Here is a 16,553-nt window from a genome sequence, read left to right as displayed (position 1 = left end):
AATCCTCCAGTTAGCCGATCACCGTCGGTCCGCCGCCGAGGAACTCGACGAAGTACATGAACACCCACAGCAGGCTGATGATCCCGAGGTAGACGACGATCAGTGTCGCCGTCCCGTAGGGGTCGTACTCGTCGTGGTCGAGTTCGCGGACGACCCCCGCCTCGAAGGTCGACTCCGTGGACGTCCGCTCGGCCTGCGAGGGTTCCGTCCCCGTATCGGCGGTCGTCGTGAACTCGTCGTAGTTGAGGAACACCCAGCCGGTGATGCCGAGGACGACGGCGAGCGCCGCCGCCACACCGGCACCGACGAGGCGGAAGGCCAGGGAGAGCGTGGGCGAGGTGCCGCCACCGCCACCGCCGCCACCGCCGCCGCCGGTACCCGACTCGCCACCGCCGCCGTCGCCGCCACCGCCGCCACCGCCGCCGTCACCGCCACCGCCGCCACTACCGCCGACGACGACGGCACCTTTCATCCCGAGCGCGAGGTGTGGCTGACAGTAGTACTTGTAGACGCCCTCGGTCTCGAAGGTGTGTTCGTGGGTGTAGCCGCTGTTCTCGATGGCTTCGACGCCGCCCCAGTCGGCATCGGACGGCTGTTCCTCGATCAGGATGTTGTGGGTGTCGGACACCCACTCGAAGGTCACCGCAGTCCCGGGATCGATCCGGACGGCGGCGGGGCCGAAGGCGTAGGGCCCGCCGTTGCCCTCGGAGCCGACCTCGATCGTCACCGAATCCTGCCCGGTGCGGTCGACGGTGCCGTCGAAGTTCCCCGTCTCGCCGCCGGTCCCGGAGCCGAACCAGCCGCCGTAGTCGACGCCGTCCTGTGCGGTGACGGTACGGGCGCCGAGGCCGGCCGCCACCGCCCCGGCGGCGGTCCGAAGCGCCGTCCGTCGCGTCAGCACGGAGCGATCCGTCGAGTCGGTCATATGCCGTTCCTCCCGTGGTCGTCGAGCGCCATGTCCGTCGAACGCGGCCGGCCGGACGACGGTCGCCGATGTCCGCATCGCCCCCGCCGGGCGCGTCCACCCCCGCGGCCGACGAACCGCTCGCTGCCGTCGAATGCGACCATAGAGACCACACGGACCTTCTATTACATAAATCGGGAGCCCGTTTTCGACTCGCGGGAATAGCGGCGGCAATTATTAGTTCGAAAGACCGAGAGTAGGAGTATGGTTTCCATCCGTACCGTTCCGTTGGTCGGGCTGCTTGCGTTGCTCCCGGTCGCAGTGTACACGCTGTCGATCGAGTCCATCGCGGCGGTGTCGCTCGTCAACGTCGTCCTCATCGCCGCGAGCGTGTACGTGATGTTCTTCCCGAGCGAATCGGCATCCAAGGCCGCTATATCGGCGTCTAGGTAGACGATGCTCCCCTTGGCCCACCTCGCCAGCGTCGGCATCGCCGCCAGCGGAACGAGTGCCGGCACTGAGGTCTCCGCCGTGGCGAGCGACCCGGGACTCCTCGTCTTCCTCGCCATCGGAGTCCTCGGCGGCGCCCACTGCCTCGGGATGTGTGGGCCGCTGGTGACGCTGTACGCCAACCGTATGGGCGCCGAGGCCGACCGCGTGCGACCCATCGACGTCCGCCAGCATCTCCTCTTCAACGCCGGTCGAACGGCTAGCTACACCCTGATCGGGGCCCTGATGGGCGCCCTCGGCGCCGTCTTCTTCGACGCCGCCGCCATCGCCACCATCGCGACGGACGTGCGTGCCGCCACCGGGATTCTGGTCGGTGGGTTCATCATCTTCACCGGGGCTGGCTACGTCGTCCGTGGATCGGTCGGCCACGGTGGCTCGCTGCCCGTCGTCGGTGACGCCTTCACGCGGATTTACGGCGCCGTCACGGCCCGCGTCGACCAGTGGGTCGGCGGCCCGCGGATCGCCGCCCTCGGTGCGCTCCACGGCTTCCTTCCCTGTCCGCTGCTCTATCCCGCCTTCCTCTACGCCTTCGCCGTCGGGTCACCGACTCGCGGGGCGCTGTCCCTCGCCGTCCTCGGTCTCGGCACCGTGCCGACGCTGCTCGCGTACGGTACCGTCTTCCAGTCGCTCGATACGAGAACGCGAGTGGGACTCCATCGGGTCCTCGGCGTCGCCTTCGTCGCCCTCGGCTACCTGCCGCTGGCCCACGGCCTGATGCTCGTCGGTATCCACATCCCCCACCCGATGATTCCCGTCTACCAACCGCTCGGATGAGCTCCTGTACGCTCTGTGATCTGCCGACGCCCGATCCGCCGGTACGCGACGAGGACGTGGACGGCACCTTCTGCTGCCGGGGCTGTCTGGAGGTGTCGCGGACGCTGTCGGGAATGGAGGATACGTCGGCCGCCGACGTGGACGGCGCCGAGGGCGTGCGAGCGGCGCTCGGGGATGACGACGCCGACGCGGATGTCGACCCCGACAACACCGACTCCGCCTTCGTCGCCGTCGACGGGATGCACTGTGCGACCTGCGAAGCGTTTCTGGAGACGCGGGCGACGGACACCGCCGGAGTCGTCGACGCCGAGGCGTCGTATCCGTCCAATCTGGTCCGCCTCGTCTACGACCCGGACCACCTCGGCGAGGACGATCTGCCCGCGATTCTGGACGGCGCCGGCTACCGCGCCCGCCCGGTCGACGCCGAGGGCGAGGACGACACCACCGAGACGATCGGGCGCCTCATCATCGGCGGCTTCTTCGCCATGATGACGATGGCGTGGTACGTCCTCTTTCTCTACCCCACCTATCTCGGCCTCGACGTGAGCCTGCTCGACGTGGAAGGGCTCGCGGGCCAGTATCTCCTCTGGAACGTCTGGTTGATGACGAGCGTCGTCCTCGGCTACACCGGCTACCCCATCCTCCGCGGGGCATACGTCAGCCTGCGGGCCGGCCGGCCGAACATGGACCTGTTGGTCGCGCTCGCGGCCGGCACCGCCTACGTCTACTCGACGACGACGCTCCTCCTCGGTGGCACCGAGGTGTACTTCGACATCACGACCGTGGTCGTCGTCGTCGTGACCCTCGGTGGGTACTACGAGACGCGCCTGAAGGAGCGCGCGGCGGGACGGCTGACCGAACTCACCGAGAGCCGGGTGTCCGAGGCTCGCCGGCGGACGAGCGGGGGCGAGGAGACGGTCGCCGTCGAGGACGTGACGGCGGGGGACGAACTCGTCGTCGGCACGGGGGAGCGCATCCCCGTCGACGGCACCGTGGTGGAGGGTACTGCCGCCGTCGACGAGTCGCTCGTCACCGGTGAGTCCGTGCCCGTCCGTCGGGCGGTCGACGACGAGGTGATCGGCGGGGGCCTCGTCACCGAGGGCGGCGTCGTGATCGAGGCCGACGAGGCGGCGACGAGCACGCTCGACCGCCTCGTCTCTCATCTCTGGCGCGTCCGGAGTTCGCGCTCGGGCGTCCAGCGCCTCGCCGACCGCATCGCGGCGGTGTTCGTCCCTGTCGTCGTCCTGCTGGCGCTCGCGGCGTTCGTCGTCCACCTCGCCCTCGGCGCGGGGCCGACCGCCGCCTTCCTGACCGGGCTGACCGTCCTCGTCGTCTCCTGTCCCTGTGCGCTGGGACTGGCGACGCCGCTCGCCGTCGCCGCGGGCGTCCGAGAGGCGCTCGATTCGGGGGTCGTCGTCACCGACGGCGACGTGTTCGAGCGCGCGACCGAAGCGGACATCGTCGCCTTCGACAAGACGGGGACGCTGACGACGGGCGAGATGCGACTGTACGATGCGGTCGGTGACGACGACGCCATCGTCCGCGCCGCCGCCGTCGAGACGTTCGCCGACCACCCGATGGGGCGGGCGGTGACCGACGCAGTCGACGTTCCCGACCTCGCCGTCGACGACTTCGAGCGTCATCCGGGACGGGGGGTCAGTGGCGTCGTGCAGGGCGACCGCGTGACCGTCGGCCGCGCCGACCTGTTCGAGGGCTGTACGATCCCGGACCGCTACCGCGAGCGCTACGACCGCGCCGTCGACGGCGGGCGCGTCGCCGCCTACGTCGGGGGGGACGACCGCGTCCGGGGCGTCCTCGTCGCCGGCGACGAACCCCGACCCGAGTGGGAGTCGGTCGTCTCGGCCGTCGCGGAGGACGTGGCGCGCGTGGTCGTCATTACCGGCGACGGCGAGTCGGCGGCCGCCCGCTTCCGCGAGCATCCCGACGTAGACGACGTGTTCGCGGGCGTGCCCCCCGAAGCGAAGGCCGAGGTGATCGAGCGCCTCCGGACGGAGGGGACGACGGTGATGGTCGGCGACGGGAGCAACGACGCGCCGGCGCTCGCGGCCGCGGACTTGGGTATCTCGCTCGAGAGCGGCACCCGTCTCGCCGCGGACGCCGCCGACGCCGTCGTCACGACGGACGATCTGACGACCGTGCCACGGGTGTTCGCCCTGACCGCAGCGACGAAGCGCCGCCTCCGGGGAAACCTCGCGTGGGCGTTCCTCTACAACGCCCTCGCCGTTCCGGCGGCCGCGTTGGGCGTCCTCAACCCCCTGGTCGCCGCCGTCGCGATGGCGGTGAGTAGCCTGTTGGTGGTGGGGAACTCGGCGCGAGGACTGGGAGTGGACGGGGAGGGAAACGACGGTGAGGGGATGGCGAATCCAGACTCGGATCCCGACCTCGTGCCGTCGCCGGCAGACTGAGGTCGACGGCGGCCGTGACTCAAACACGCGTTTGCGCGATCGAACCACCTTTTGACGTGGGGATCGATAACCTGGATATGGTCCCCTCCATCGTCACCAGCCACGCTCGGTCCGCCGCCGCGCGCACCGGGTCGGCCGTCCGCGCCGCGGCCTTCTGGAGCGCCGTCGTCCTTCCGTTCGTCGCCGTCGTCCTCCTCGCCCTCGGTGCGCCCCTCTCCTGGATCGGCCTCCTGATCCTCGGCAACGCCGCGGCGTTCGTCGTCAGCCACGACTACCGGACGAACCCGAACCGTGAGCGGTGACGACTGTCTCGAACCCACAGCCGACAGTATAAGGCACCCGGCCGGCAACCTCTCGCCGAATGCGGGTGACGCTACTCGGAACCGGCGACACGACGGGGACCCCGACGGTCGGCTGTGACTGTGCCACCTGCGAGCGGGCGCGGGAGCGCGGCGTCGAGCGCTCGCGGTTCTCGGTCCACGTCGAGAACGACCGGACCGGCGAGGCGCTGTTGATCGATTTCAGCCCCGACTTCCGCCACCAGTTTCTCACGCAGGACGTCCCGCTCCCGGACGCCGCCCTCGTGACGCACATCCACTTCGATCACCTCGACGGCCTCGGCAACGCCTACCGCCTGTTCGACGACCTGCCCGTCCACGCGACGGACGTCGTCGACCCGGTCACCGAGGAGAGCGTCGCCGACACCATCCGCCGGAAGTACGACTACCTCGACCGGGTGCACGTCCACGGCCACGACCCCCACGAGCGCATCCGTGTCTGTGGCCTCGACGTGCGTTTCGTCCCCGTCGACCACCCGCCGCTCCTGTGTTACGGCGTCGTGGTCGAGGACCCCGAGACGGGCGCGAAATGCTCGCTCACCGGCGACACGAGCTTCGGGATGCCCGCGGAGACCCGGGCGGCGCTCGCCGACCCCGACCTCCTCCTCGCCGACGCCATCGTCCCCGCGTCGTCGTGCGAACACCACCCGCTGGGCGGGAAACACCACGACGAGTCGGGCGTCCCCCGAACCTTCGGGTCGAAACACATGACCCGCGAGGGGGCGCTCGACCTGGCGGCCGAACTCGACGCCGACCGGACGCGACTCGTCCACCTCGCGCACTTCTACCCCGCCGACGAGGCGTTCGCGGAGCCGCTGGCCGTCGACGGGGAGACCTACGACCTGTGAACTTAACCGGCGGCGGGACGCAGTCCCCGGTATGACCGTCGTCTCGACGCTCGGCCGCGGTGCCGCGAGCGGGCTGGCCGGCGCGCTCGTCTGGGTCGCCGTCTCGGTCCTCTTTCTCGGGACGCCCGATCCACGGGCTGCGGCCGGGTCGGGGGCCGCCGTCGGCGTCGGCCTCGCGCTCGCCGTCGCCCTCGTCACCGCCCTCGCGCGGCTCCGCTGACGGCGGGGTCAGGAGAACCGGTCGAGCCCCGTCTGTCGCCGGGCGACGCCCTCCGGGTCGGCGACCCACGGCGTCCGCCCGTCCCGCAGCGCCGCGCGGTCCACCGCGGGCGGATCCGCGGCCTCGAAGGCCGAACACGACTCGCCGCAGTCGCGTCCGGGGTGGACGACCCGGTCGAACGCCGCGCAGTATGGCAGTCCCTCGTCGGTGGGACACATCGACGCACAGCCGGGGTAGGCGTCCGGCCGCCAGCCCTTGCCGTAGGCGCGCTCGGCGACGGCGCGTCGCTTCCGCGCTTTCGCCGCCGCCGACACGACGGCCACGTCCGTCCGGAGCGGCCGGTCGGCGAGCGGTTCGATCCCCGGTGCGCCGGGGGCGGGCGGCGTCGGCTCCCGGATCACCGTCAGTTCGTCCCCGGAAAAGCGCCAGACGCCGACCGAGTCGGGGATGCGGTTCAGGTGTGCGCCGGTGACGTAGCTCTCGGTGGCGAGGACGACGGCGTCGAAGAGACCGAGGGCGACGTCGCGGCGCAGTTGTCGCTCCAGGTCGCCGGGGCGGCCGAGGTCGGGTTTGTTCTCGACCCCGATCAGACGGCCGATCCAGTCCGGGTACCGGGTCGTCGCCCGGACGTGTCGTCGGCTCCCGCGGCGCTCGGACTCGAAAAATCCCACCTCGGCGGCACGGTCGGCGGCGCAGCGGGCGACGTCGGGCGAGCAGTCGAAGGCGTCGACCGGATCGACCGCGCGGCCGGGCCCCACGTCGCTCTCGACGGCTCGGGGTGGGATCGTCTCGCTCGTGATCGCGGCGCGTCGGTCGAACTGGGGGCCGGGCTCCACCGCACAGACGTCGACGACGCGGGCGCCGGGGTCGGCGACCGAGGCGCCGAGTTGGCGGCCGAGCACCCAGTCGCGCCGCTCTTCGAGGTGTGAACACAACGCCAGTTCGAAGGCGTACTCCGAGTCCACGCTGACGGTCGTCAGTCGTCGACGACGACTTCGACGGGGTCGTCCCCGTCCTCGTCGGCGGCGTCGGCGTCGGAGCGCAGGCCGCCGTCGTTCTCCTGCCAGAGCAGGACGCCGGCGACGAGGACGACCAGCCAGGACCGCCAGTTCGCCAGGTTCAGCGTGTAGCCGATGCCGAAGGGCTTCTCGACGATCATCCCCTCGCCGGGCTTCCAGTGGGCGGAGAGCAGGCGCCCGAGGCTCGGGCGTTCGAAGTTGTACGGGATGCCGAGGATCGAACCGGACTGCGGTTTGTCGGCCATGGGGAGCGGTACGGCTCCCCGGGATAAATCGTTTCGGCTCGGGAACAGGGTTTTGCTCGTCGCCGCCGACGGTTCGGACGAATCGAGCATGAGCGACCCCGGGCGCGACGAGGCGGACGACCCACCGTCGAGCGGTCACGGCGGGATCGAGTACGGGGAGCTCGCAGTCACGCTGGCGGCCGTGCTGGCGCTCGTCGTCGCCGCCGCCCTCCTCCCCGCGGCCGGGTTGGGCGGGGCGGGCGGCGACGGCGACGCCGGTCCGAGCACGGGAACGCCGGGCGACGGGTCGCGGACCGCAACGACGACCGGTACGGGGACCGCCGACGCGAAGCGAACGCCGGGGAGCGAACCGGGCGGCGACTCGCCGGGACCGTCGCCGGGCGCGTTCGCCGGCGGATCGCCGAGCGGCGTCGACCTCTCGACCCCACCCGAGCGGGCGCGGATCGGCTCGACGCGGCCGTCGGGCGGGCCGCTGGCGCGGACCCCGCAGTTCGTCGTCGAGGCGCCGCGGAACGCCTACTGGCGGCAGGCGGCGTACGGCCGGTATACGGGGTCGGCGTGGGAGCGCTCGCCGGAGTGGCGGGCCACCGAGGGGGACGTGCCCACCGCGGGAGCGGTCGCGGACGGCTCGGAGCTGACCGCCCGCGTCACCCTGCTCCGGCGCTCGTCGTCGCTGCCGACCGCGTGGCGCCCGGAGCGGGTCACGGTGCCGAACCGGAGCGTCGGCGTCGAGGCGTCGACGCTCGGGGGCGTCCGCACGACCGAGGCGCTGGCCGCGGGGACGACCTACCGGGTGCGGAGTTCGGCGCCGCCCCGGTCGCCCGAGCGGTTGCGCGCCGCGGGCACCGACTACCCGCCCGCGCTCGAGCGGCGCTACACGCAGGTGCCCGCGGCGACGCCCGAACGGGTCGGTGCCCTCACCGACGACCTGACCGCCGACGCCGAGACGCCGTACGACACCGCGGTGCGGGTGCGCGACTGGCTCCGGCGAAAGCCCTACTCGCTGAACGCGAGCCACGAGGCTGGCGAGCCCATCGCCGACCAGTTCATCTTCGAGATGGAGTCGGGCTACTGCCAGTACTACGCCACGTCGATGGTCGTCATGCTGCGGACACAGGGGATTCCGGCGCGGTACGTCGTCGGCTACGCCCCCGGCGAGGCGGTCGGCGAGGACCGCTATCTCGTCACCGCCGACCGGGGGCACGCCTGGGTGGAGGCCTACTTCCCCGAGGTGGGGTGGGTCCGCTTCGACCCGACCGGCTCGGGGCGACTCCCGGTCCGGACCCCACAGCCACCGTACGACGTCTCGCTGAACCGTTCGGCGGTCGCCGGCGCGCACGTCGCGGTCGGCGTCGAGAAGAACGACACGCCGGTGGTCGGTGCGCCGGTGTTCGTCGACGGGGAGCGCGTCGGCTGGACTGACGCGAACGGGCGGGTGGAGACGACCCTCCCATACGCCGCGGAGTTCACGGTGACGGCACGGGCGCCCGGGTCGGCGACGAAGTACGACGAGCGCGAGGCGGGGAGCGACGCGGCACGACGGACGGCGGGGAGCGTCCCCCCCGCCGGCACCGCCGAGGCGCGGCGACGCCTCGCCGCCGCCAGCCCGCCGGACCCGCTCTTCCAGCGGACGGCCGGGAACGGCACCTCGCGACGCTACCGGAGCGACACGAACGTCACGCTGTCGGTGCGGGGGCGGGCCGTCGCCGGCGGCGGCGTCACCGTCGCCGCGTCGATCAGGGACGTCCCGCTCCGGGACGCGGCGGTGACCGTCGACGGGGAGCGCGTCGGGCGGACCGACGCGAACGGGACCGCCGGGGTCTCGCTGTCCGGCGTGGCCCCCGGGAACCACACCCTCGGGGTTCGACGTGGCGACGCGAACGCGACGGCCACGCTCCGCGTCCGGGCGCCGGGAGCGAACGGGACGCCGTCGGCGACCGACTCCGACCCCGAACCGCTCGCCGTCGCCGTCGACTCACCCCTCGGACTGCCGCTCCCGGGCGGGCCGGCGACGGCGACGACGACGCGGAACGGGACGCCCGTGGCGAACGCGACGGTGACCGTCGGCGGGGAGCGCGCCGGCCGGACCGACGCGAACGGGACGCTCGGCGCGACGCTGCCGGTCGCCGGGTCGGCCGTCGTCCGCGCCCGGGGACCGGCGGGCGGGACGGCACGGACGACCGTGAACGGGCTGTACCACAACGCCGCGGTCGTCGGCGCGCTCGGCCTCGTCGTCCTCGGCGCCCTCGGGTGGTGGCTCCGGCGGCGCGGCGTCACGGTCCGCGGGGGCGCGGGGCGGATCCGGACGGCGCTGTCGACGCTCGCGGCGTGGGCGGTGGCGGCGTGTCTCCGCGCCGCCGAACTGCTCGTCGCCGCCGAGCGCGCGCTGGCCCGGGGCCTGCGGTGGCTCGCCGGCGTCCCCACACGGGTGGCGGCCGAGGGGCTGGCCGCGCTCGCGGCCCTCGATCCGCGCCGGCTCCGCGGCCCCGCCCGGCGACTGTGGCGGTGGCTCACGGGCCTGCTCGCGCGCGGGCGGTCGGCGGCGACCGGGGACGACGAGCGCCGGACGACCGCCGGGGCGGGCGGGGGGACGGCGCCGGCGGACGGGGACGGAACGCGGCCGACGCTCCGGGAGTGCTGGCGGTCGTTCGTCGCGCTCGTCGCGCCGCCGCGGGCGACCACCCGAACGCCCGGCGAAATCGCGCGCTACGCCGTCGACCGGGGGCTACCCGCCGAGTCGGTCCGGACGCTGACCGAGGCGTACCGGGACGCCGAGTACGGCCGCGACCCGCCGGACGAGCGGCGACTGGCGCGGGTCCGAGAGGCAGTCCGACGGCTCCGCGAGGCGGCCGGATCGGGGGGCGAGCGGTGACGTCGCGCCGCCGACGGATCGCGGTCGGGACGGGCCTCGTCGCCGTCGGCTTCGCGGCGAGCTACGGCTACGCGCCCGGGGTCGTGCCCGCGACGCTCCGACGGACGGTGGCGGCGCTCGCCGCCCGACTCGACCCCGGCCTGACCCTCCTCGTCGTCGGCGCGGCCACGGGGGTGCTCGGCCTGCTCTACGCGTGGGTCGCCGCCGGTGACCGCGACGACACGTCCCCGGTGCCGGACCGGACGAGGGAAGCGGCCGACCGGCGGGCGTCGGTGACCGGCTCGGACCTGACGACCCACCACGACCGACGGGTGGCGGGCGACGGGCGGGCGGGCGGCGACCCGCTTCGCGACCGCCTCCGACGCGTCGTCGTCGCGGCCCACCACGACGAGCGGGGGGGTGAGGGGACGACGACCGTCGTCGACGAGGGGACGTGGACCGACGACCGGTACGCGGCCGCCTTCCTCACGACGACCGCCGCGGTCGACTACCCGTGGTACCACCGGCTCTACGCCTGGCTCTACCCCGAACGGGCCTACGAGCGGCGGGTGCGGCGAACGCTCCGTGCCGTGGAGCGGTCGTGTGGCGAGCGGGTGGCCGGCTACGAGCCGCCGGCGCGGGACTCCGAGGGGCCGTGGCGGCGGCTCCGGGCGGCGCTGGAGGGGTCGTCGTGACCCGTCGCGTCCGCCGATACCGGGGGCTCGTGGCGGCGGCGGTCGGGCTGGTGGCCGCGGGCGTCGCCACGGGGACGCGGACGCTGATGCTCGCGGGGGTCGTCCCCCTCGCGTTCGTGGTGCAGGGAGCGCTGTCGTCGCTCGACCCCCTCGATGGACGGGTGCGGGCGGAACGCGAGGTGCGGCCGGAGGGACCGCTCCCGGGACAGCCGGTCGCGGTGCGACTGCGGGTCGAAAACGTCGGCGAGTCGGCGATCCCCGACCTCCGGGTGGTCGACGGGGTGCCGGAGGAACTCGCGGTGCGCGACGGCGACGCCCGGGGCGGGGCGGCGCTGCGGCGTGGCGAGACGCTGACCGTCGAGTACACGCTGACCGCGGACCGCGGGAGCTACGCGTTCGGGCCGGTCGACCTCCGAGCGGAGTCGGTCGGCGGGACCGTCGTGGCCGAGGGGTCGGTCGAGGCCGAGGGCGCCGAGGGGTTCGACTGCCGGGTCGAGGTCGACGACGTCCCGCTCCGGCGACGGGCCACGGCGTTCGCGGGGTCGCGGGCGACCGACACCGGGGGCGCCGGCGTCGAGTTCCACGCGACCCGCGACTACCGGCCGGGCGACCCGGCGGGCCGCATCGACTGGCGTCGCTACGCGAAGACGGGGGCGCTCTCGACGGTCGAGTACCGCGAGCAGCGGGCCGCGAGAGTGGCGGTAGTGATCGACGCGCGCGACCCGGCACACGTCGCAGCGGGGGAGGCGCTCCCCACGGGGGCGACGCTGTCGGCCTACGCGGCCACGCTCGCGGTCGGGGTCCTGCGCGACGACGGGCACCACGTCGGCGTCGGCGCACTGGGGACGCGGGACCCGATCACCGGACGCCGCCCCGCCTGGGTACCCTCCGACGCCGATGGGTTCCCGGCCCACGCCGCGGCCGTCTGCAACGCGGCCGCCACCGGCCCGGACGACGCGGTGCCGGCGACGGAAGCCCTCGCCGACGGCCGGGGGGGTGGCGACGTCGACCGACTCCTCGGCGGCCTCGACCCGTCGGCGCAGGTGATCCTCTGTACCCCGGCCGTCGACGACGCGGTGCCCGACGTCGTCGAGTCGGCCCGGACCGGCGGCCACGAGGTGACCGTCCTCGCCCCGGACGTGACGGGGACGTCGGTCGGCGGGCGGGTCGTCGCGCTCGAACGCAGCCTGCGTCTCGACCGGCTGCGACGCCTCGGGGCGGCCGTCGTCGACTGGGACCGCGAGGAGGAGTTGCCGACCGCCCTGGCCCGGACGCTGCGGGCGGGAACGGGGGGCCGGCGATGAGCGCCGCGGAGTCGTCGGGCGCCGGCACCGCCCGCCCCGCGAGCGCCGTCGTCGCCGCGGCCGTCGTCGGGGGACTGGCGCTGACGGCGGGGACGGGGGACGCCACCGCGGTCGGCGTCGGCCTGGCGGCGGTCGCCGGCGGCTCGCTGGGCGGCGCCGTCCTGTGTCGGGCCCGCGAGCGGCCGGTGTGGACCGCCGTGGCGTCGCTGTCGGCGCCGCTCGTCGGGGTGACCGGTCTCGCCGGGGTCGCCCACCTCGCCGCCGCCCGGGGGGCGCTCGCGCCGTCCGATCCGCTCGCGCTCCTCCCGGCGGTCGGCCTCGCGCTCGGGGCGGTCCTCGCGGCCCTCGGCGCCGTCGGAACGCTGGGCGACGGAATCGGGGAGGGCGCCGTCTCGGGCGTCTGGCGCGCCGCGACGGCGTCGTCGACCGTGGTGACGCTCGCGTTCGGGGCGACCCTCGCCGACCGGCGCGGCGTCCTCGACTCGCTCCCGGCGCCGGGCGTCGGCGTCGGCGGGATCGACCCCGTGCTGGCGCCGGCCGATCCGACGGTCGGTCTAGTGTCGTTCGCGGCGCTCGTCGCCGCCGCGGCGTTCACCGGGCGGGCGGCGCTGTCGACGCTCCCGGTCGTGGAACTGGCACACCGCCGGCGCCGGGAGGCGGTGCGGGCGGCGGTCGAGCGGGCCGACGCCGCCCTGCTCGAAGCGGCCACGTACGGCGCGCTGGCGGCGGCCGGGAGCGTGGCGACGGTCCTGCCCCCGGTCCGCGAGACGCTCCCGGTCGCCGCCCTCGCGGGGCTCGTCGCGTCGCCCGCGCTCCGGGGCGCGCTCCTCTGGGCCGCCGTCGTCGCCGGCGGGGTCGCCCTCGGCGGCGCCCTCCTTCGAGCGGCCGCGGGCGAGACGGCGGCGGCGCTCGGGCGCCTCCTGCCGGCGGTCGCGGGCGGGGTCGGCGCCGTCCTCGCGGCGACCGTGGTGGACGGCGGGACCGTCCGCTCGCTGATCGCCGCCCTCCCCACGGGCGGCCGGGCGCCGGCGTCGGCCCTGGCGACGGCGCTGTCGCCGACGGGACTCGTCCTCGGGGTCGCACTGGTCGCGCTGGTCGCGGTGACGGGGCTGTCGACCGCCCTCGTCGTCGCCGGCGGGGTCGGCCTCCTGCCGGCACGGGGAAGCGGGGGCGTGCTCGCGGGGGTGGGGCTCGGGAGCGTCGCCGTGTTGCTCGGCGCCGGGGGCGCGTCGGCGCCCGTCGTCTTCGCGCTCGTCGGCCTCGCGGCCGTCGCGTGGGACGTGAGCGACCGCGGCGTGGGGGCGCGGGCGGCGCTCGGCCCCCGGTCGGACGCGGGGGTCGAGGCCGTCCACACCGTCGGGAGCGTCGGCGTCGCCGCCGTCGGCGTCGGGGCCGCGTGGGGGGTATCGAGGGTGGTCGACGCCGTCGCGCTCCCCGAGGGCGCCCTGCTCGGCGCGGTGACCGCCGTCGCGGCAGCGGTCGTCCTGCTCGGCGTCCTCCGCGGTTAGTCGGGCGTCGCCGCCGGCACCTCGACGGCATCGAGGACGTCGGCGGCGACCGTCCGCGGGTCGACGTCGCGGATGGCCGCCTCGGAGGTCAACACCAGTCGGTGAGCCAGCACGGCCGGGGCGACGGCCTTCACGTCGTCCGGGGCGACGTACGTACGGCCGGCGATCACGGCCCGGGCGCGCGCGGCTTCGAAGAACCGCTGGACGCCGCGGGGCGAGACGCCGACGGCCACCCGGTCGTCCTCCCGGGTCGCCCGGGCCAGGTCAACGAGATACCCCCGGAGTTCGTCGTCGACGCGGACGGTCTCGGGCACCTGTCGTAGCGTGGGCACCCGGTCGGCGTCGACGGCGGCGCCGACGCTCGGTTTCGTCGTCCGCCGGTTGCTCCGGCGGTCGAGGAGTTCGAGTTCGCCCGCGCGGTCGGGGTAACCCATCGACGCCTTGACGAGGAAGCGGTCGCGCTGTGCCTCGGGCAGCGAGAAGGTGCCCTCCTGTTCGACGGGGTTCTGGGTAGCGACGACGAAGAAGGGCGACGGGAGGGCGTACGTGTCGCCGTCGACCGACACCTGCCCCTCGTCCATCGCCTCCAGCAGCGCGGACTGGGTCTTGGGCGGCGCGCGGTTGATCTCGTCCGCGAGGACGACGTTCGCGAACACGGGGCCACGCTGGAACCGAAACGTGCCCTCGTGTTCGTCGTAGACGTTCGTCCCCGTGATGTCGCCCGGGAGGAGGTCGGGCGTGAACTGGATGCGCGTGAACTCGAGGCCGAGGGCGTCCGCGAACGCGATGGCCGTGAGCGTCTTCCCGGTCCCCGGAACGTCCTCGACGAGGACGTGGCCGCGGGCGAGCAGGCCGGTCAGCACCGTCTCGAGGAACCGCCGGTCGGCGACGACGGCCTCGCCGACCCGGTCGACGATGTCGCTACAGACCGCGGCCGCCTGGCCGATGTCCATCTCCGTCACAGGTACCGGCGACGGGAGCGGCCGACAAAGGTCTGACGCCGATCAGACACGCCCGAATCGTTCATTATCGTCCGTATCAGACGCTGAGCCGCCAGGATTATCCGGCTCGGGCACCAAGAATGACTCGATGGAACACACCCCCGCCTTCACGCCCTCGCGGCCGTCCACCGACGAGGGCGACGACCGCAAGGCGACGCTTTTCTGCCCCGACTGTGGACACACGAGTCCGATCGACGGCGACTGGGTCGTTCGAACCGTCGCCGGCCACCGACGCGTTCGCTGCCCGGAGTGTCGGTCGATCGTCGACGAGCGACGCGTCACGGGTCACCAGCCGATCCACGCCGACTAGCGATACCGCCCACGTCCCTCCACGTCCCGGAGCCGCGAGAGCACAGCGTCGGCACCGCGTCCCGCGTACCCCTCCTCGAAGGCCGCGAGCGCCGCGTCGGCGGCGGACTCGGTGGCCGTCCCCCGGACGCTCCCCTCGAAGACGTGACAGTCCATGGCGTGATCCTCGACGTGGCCGCTGTGGTAGCCGAGGCCGAAGTCGATGAGAAAGACCCGGTCGCCGTCGAGGCGGACGTTCCGTACCGTCGGATCGCCGTGGACGATGCCGGCATCGTGGAGCGTCGCGAGGTGGTCGCCGACCACCCGGGCTCGCGCGGGCGTGAGGGCGGCGGCCAGGTCCCGGTCGCCCACCCGGTCGAACGTGAGCGTCGCCGCGGGCACGTCCACGTCGCGGACGACGGGCGTCGGGACACCCCGGCGTCGCGCCTCGCTCGTCAGGCGGGCCTCCGCGACCGTCCGCTCCCGGCGGAGTCGTTCGTCGAGGGCCGGATGGCGATAGGCCTTCGGCAGGCGGCGCTTGGTCACGCGTTCGTCGCCGACCGTGACGACGGCCTCGGCGCCCTGCCGTTCCGGCCGCTCCACGGGGTCGATGGCGACCGACTCGCCGTCCCGCCAGGTCACCGCCACCTCGTCGGGGCGGAAGTTGGGGTCGACCGCCGAGTCCTCGATGTCGACCGTCGCGCCGGCCGCGTACATCTTCGCGCCGAGGACCGCGATCATGCCGGCGTTGTCCCGGAGGAAGCGGGGCTCGGGCGCGTAGAACTCGGCGTCGCGGTCCGCGCACATCGTCGACAGCATCTCCCGTAGGCGCGCGTTCTGCCCGACGCCGCCGCCGAGGACGAGCTCGTCCGCCCCGGTCAGCGACAGGGCGCGCTCGGCCACCTCGGTCAGCATGGCGAATATCGTCTCCTGCAGGGAGAAACAGACGTCCTCGACGGGCGTACCCTCGTCGTAGGCGTCCTTCGCGGCGCTCATGAGCCCCGAGAAGGAGAAGTCCATCCCCTTGACGACGTAGGGGAGGTCGACGTACTCGCCGTCCGCGGCGGCGGCCTCGACCTTGGGACCGCCGGGGTGTGACCAGCCGACGTGCCGAGTGAACTTATCCAGGGCGTTGCCCACGCCGGTGTCCATCGTCTCCCCGAGGACGCGATACCGGCCGTCGTGGTAGCCCAGCAGGTGGGCGTTGGCGCCGCTGGCGTTCAGACAGACCGGCGAGTCGAATCCCGACCCGTGCCGACCGATTTCGAGATGGGCGACCATGTGGTTGACGCCGATCAACGGCACGTCGAGGGTCCCGGCGAGCGCGCGGGCGGCGGTGCCGACGATCCGCAGGCAGGGGCCGAGCCCCGGGCCCCGCGAGAAGGCGACGGCGTCGATCGGACCGTCGGCGGCGTCCAGTGCCGCCTCGATCACGGCGGGGATGGCCTCGCCCATGTGTTCGGCGGCCTCGCGCGGGTGAATGCCGCCGCTCTCGGGCTGGTAGGCGTCGGTCTCGATGAAAGGGTCCGCGTCGGCATCGGGGGCGGCCGGATCGAACCGGTAGACCGCCGCGCTGGCGGCCCACGCCGTCCCCTCGATGCCGAGAATCCGCATCGGTTCGG

Annotated in this window: 16 protein-coding genes; 11 read left to right on the top strand and 5 right to left on the bottom strand. The window is 73.9% G+C overall.

The window, feature by feature from the left end; translation table 11 throughout:
- Positions 1-10 precede the first annotated feature (10 nt).
- Positions 11-925: a halocyanin domain-containing protein gene (locus NO364_RS16585; RefSeq protein ID WP_257628071.1), complete on the bottom strand. Its 915-nt coding sequence runs from the start codon at positions 923-925 to the stop codon at positions 11-13.
- Positions 926-1,168: 243 nt separating this feature from the next.
- Here NO364_RS16585 and NO364_RS16580 point away from each other — a divergent pair, with 243 nt between their 5' ends.
- The 6 genes from NO364_RS16580 to NO364_RS16555 all read left to right on the top strand — a co-directional run bounded on the left by NO364_RS16580 (position 1,169) and on the right by NO364_RS16555 (position 6,020).
- Positions 1,169-1,357, top strand: coding sequence for a DUF8131 family protein (locus NO364_RS16580; protein WP_157689832.1), 189 nt, complete (start codon positions 1,169-1,171; stop codon positions 1,355-1,357).
- A gap of 3 nt (positions 1,358-1,360) precedes the next feature.
- Positions 1,361-2,188, top strand: coding sequence for a sulfite exporter TauE/SafE family protein (locus NO364_RS16575; RefSeq protein ID WP_157689833.1), 828 nt, complete (start codon positions 1,361-1,363; stop codon positions 2,186-2,188).
- Positions 2,185-4,614, top strand: coding sequence for a heavy metal translocating P-type ATPase (locus NO364_RS16570; RefSeq protein ID WP_157689834.1), 2,430 nt, complete (start codon positions 2,185-2,187; stop codon positions 4,612-4,614). The genes NO364_RS16575 and NO364_RS16570 overlap by 4 nt, the downstream gene beginning before the upstream one ends.
- A gap of 77 nt (positions 4,615-4,691) precedes the next feature.
- Positions 4,692-4,916 (top strand): DUF8028 family protein, encoded by a 225-nt coding sequence (locus tag NO364_RS16565; RefSeq protein ID WP_257628070.1) that lies wholly within the window; start codon positions 4,692-4,694, stop codon positions 4,914-4,916.
- Between the two features lie 59 nt (positions 4,917-4,975).
- Positions 4,976-5,800 carry an MBL fold metallo-hydrolase gene (locus NO364_RS16560; protein WP_257628069.1) on the top strand — a complete coding sequence of 275 codons (825 nt, stop codon included), beginning with the start codon at positions 4,976-4,978 and terminating at the stop codon, positions 5,798-5,800.
- A gap of 31 nt (positions 5,801-5,831) precedes the next feature.
- A complete protein-coding gene (locus tag NO364_RS16555) occupies positions 5,832-6,020 on the top strand; it encodes a hypothetical protein (RefSeq protein WP_257628068.1) in 189 nt (62 codons plus the stop codon).
- Positions 6,021-6,028: 8 nt separating this feature from the next.
- Here NO364_RS16555 and NO364_RS16550 read toward each other — a convergent pair whose 3' ends face one another.
- Together NO364_RS16550 and NO364_RS16545 are read right to left on the bottom strand one after the other, a co-directional pair.
- Positions 6,029-6,985, bottom strand: a complete 957-nt coding sequence (locus NO364_RS16550; RefSeq protein WP_343217994.1) for a DUF5787 family protein — start codon at positions 6,983-6,985, stop codon at positions 6,029-6,031.
- A gap of 11 nt (positions 6,986-6,996) precedes the next feature.
- A complete protein-coding gene (locus tag NO364_RS16545; RefSeq protein WP_157689838.1) occupies positions 6,997-7,284 on the bottom strand; it encodes a DUF5808 domain-containing protein in 288 nt (95 codons plus the stop codon).
- Positions 7,285-7,372: 88 nt separating this feature from the next.
- Here NO364_RS16545 and NO364_RS16540 point away from each other — a divergent pair, with 88 nt between their 5' ends.
- Genes NO364_RS16540 through NO364_RS16525 form a run of 4 tightly spaced genes read left to right on the top strand, consistent with a single transcriptional unit; the run spans position 7,373 to position 13,642 of the window.
- Positions 7,373-10,156 carry a transglutaminase TgpA family protein gene (locus tag NO364_RS16540; protein ID WP_257628067.1) on the top strand — a complete coding sequence of 928 codons (2,784 nt, stop codon included), beginning with the start codon at positions 7,373-7,375 and terminating at the stop codon, positions 10,154-10,156.
- Complete coding sequence (locus NO364_RS16535; RefSeq protein ID WP_257628066.1) at positions 10,153-10,830, top strand: phage holin family protein; 678 nt, start codon at positions 10,153-10,155, stop codon at positions 10,828-10,830. The genes NO364_RS16540 and NO364_RS16535 overlap by 4 nt, the downstream gene beginning before the upstream one ends.
- Entirely contained in the window at positions 10,827-12,134 is a 1,308-nt protein-coding gene (locus NO364_RS16530) for a DUF58 domain-containing protein (protein ID WP_257628065.1), read from the top strand. The genes NO364_RS16535 and NO364_RS16530 overlap by 4 nt, the downstream gene beginning before the upstream one ends.
- The gene (locus NO364_RS16525; protein WP_257628064.1) at positions 12,131-13,642 is read left to right on the top strand and encodes a hypothetical protein; all 1,512 of its coding nucleotides are present in this window, start codon (positions 12,131-12,133) and stop codon (positions 13,640-13,642) included. Before NO364_RS16530 ends, NO364_RS16525 begins: the two co-directional genes overlap by 4 nt.
- Here NO364_RS16525 and NO364_RS16520 read toward each other — a convergent pair.
- Complete coding sequence (locus NO364_RS16520; protein WP_157691163.1) at positions 13,639-14,595, bottom strand: AAA family ATPase; 957 nt, start codon at positions 14,593-14,595, stop codon at positions 13,639-13,641. The genes NO364_RS16525 and NO364_RS16520 overlap by 4 nt on opposite strands.
- Before the next feature lie 136 nt (positions 14,596-14,731).
- Here NO364_RS16520 and NO364_RS16515 point away from each other — a divergent pair, with 136 nt between their 5' ends.
- A complete protein-coding gene (locus NO364_RS16515; protein ID WP_157689843.1) occupies positions 14,732-14,953 on the top strand; it encodes a DUF8106 domain-containing protein in 222 nt (73 codons plus the stop codon).
- Here NO364_RS16515 and NO364_RS16510 read toward each other — a convergent pair.
- Positions 14,950-16,545, bottom strand: coding sequence for a bifunctional N(6)-L-threonylcarbamoyladenine synthase/serine/threonine protein kinase (locus NO364_RS16510; protein WP_157689844.1), 1,596 nt, complete (start codon positions 16,543-16,545; stop codon positions 14,950-14,952). The two genes, NO364_RS16515 and NO364_RS16510, sit on opposite strands and share 4 nt — an antisense overlap.
- Positions 16,546-16,553: the final 8 nt, after the last annotated feature.

The organism is Haloplanus salinarum (assembly GCF_024498175.1).
GTDB lineage: Archaea > Halobacteriota > Halobacteria > Halobacteriales > Haloferacaceae > Haloplanus > Haloplanus salinarum.
This window is presented reverse-complemented; position numbering and strand designations above follow the sequence as displayed.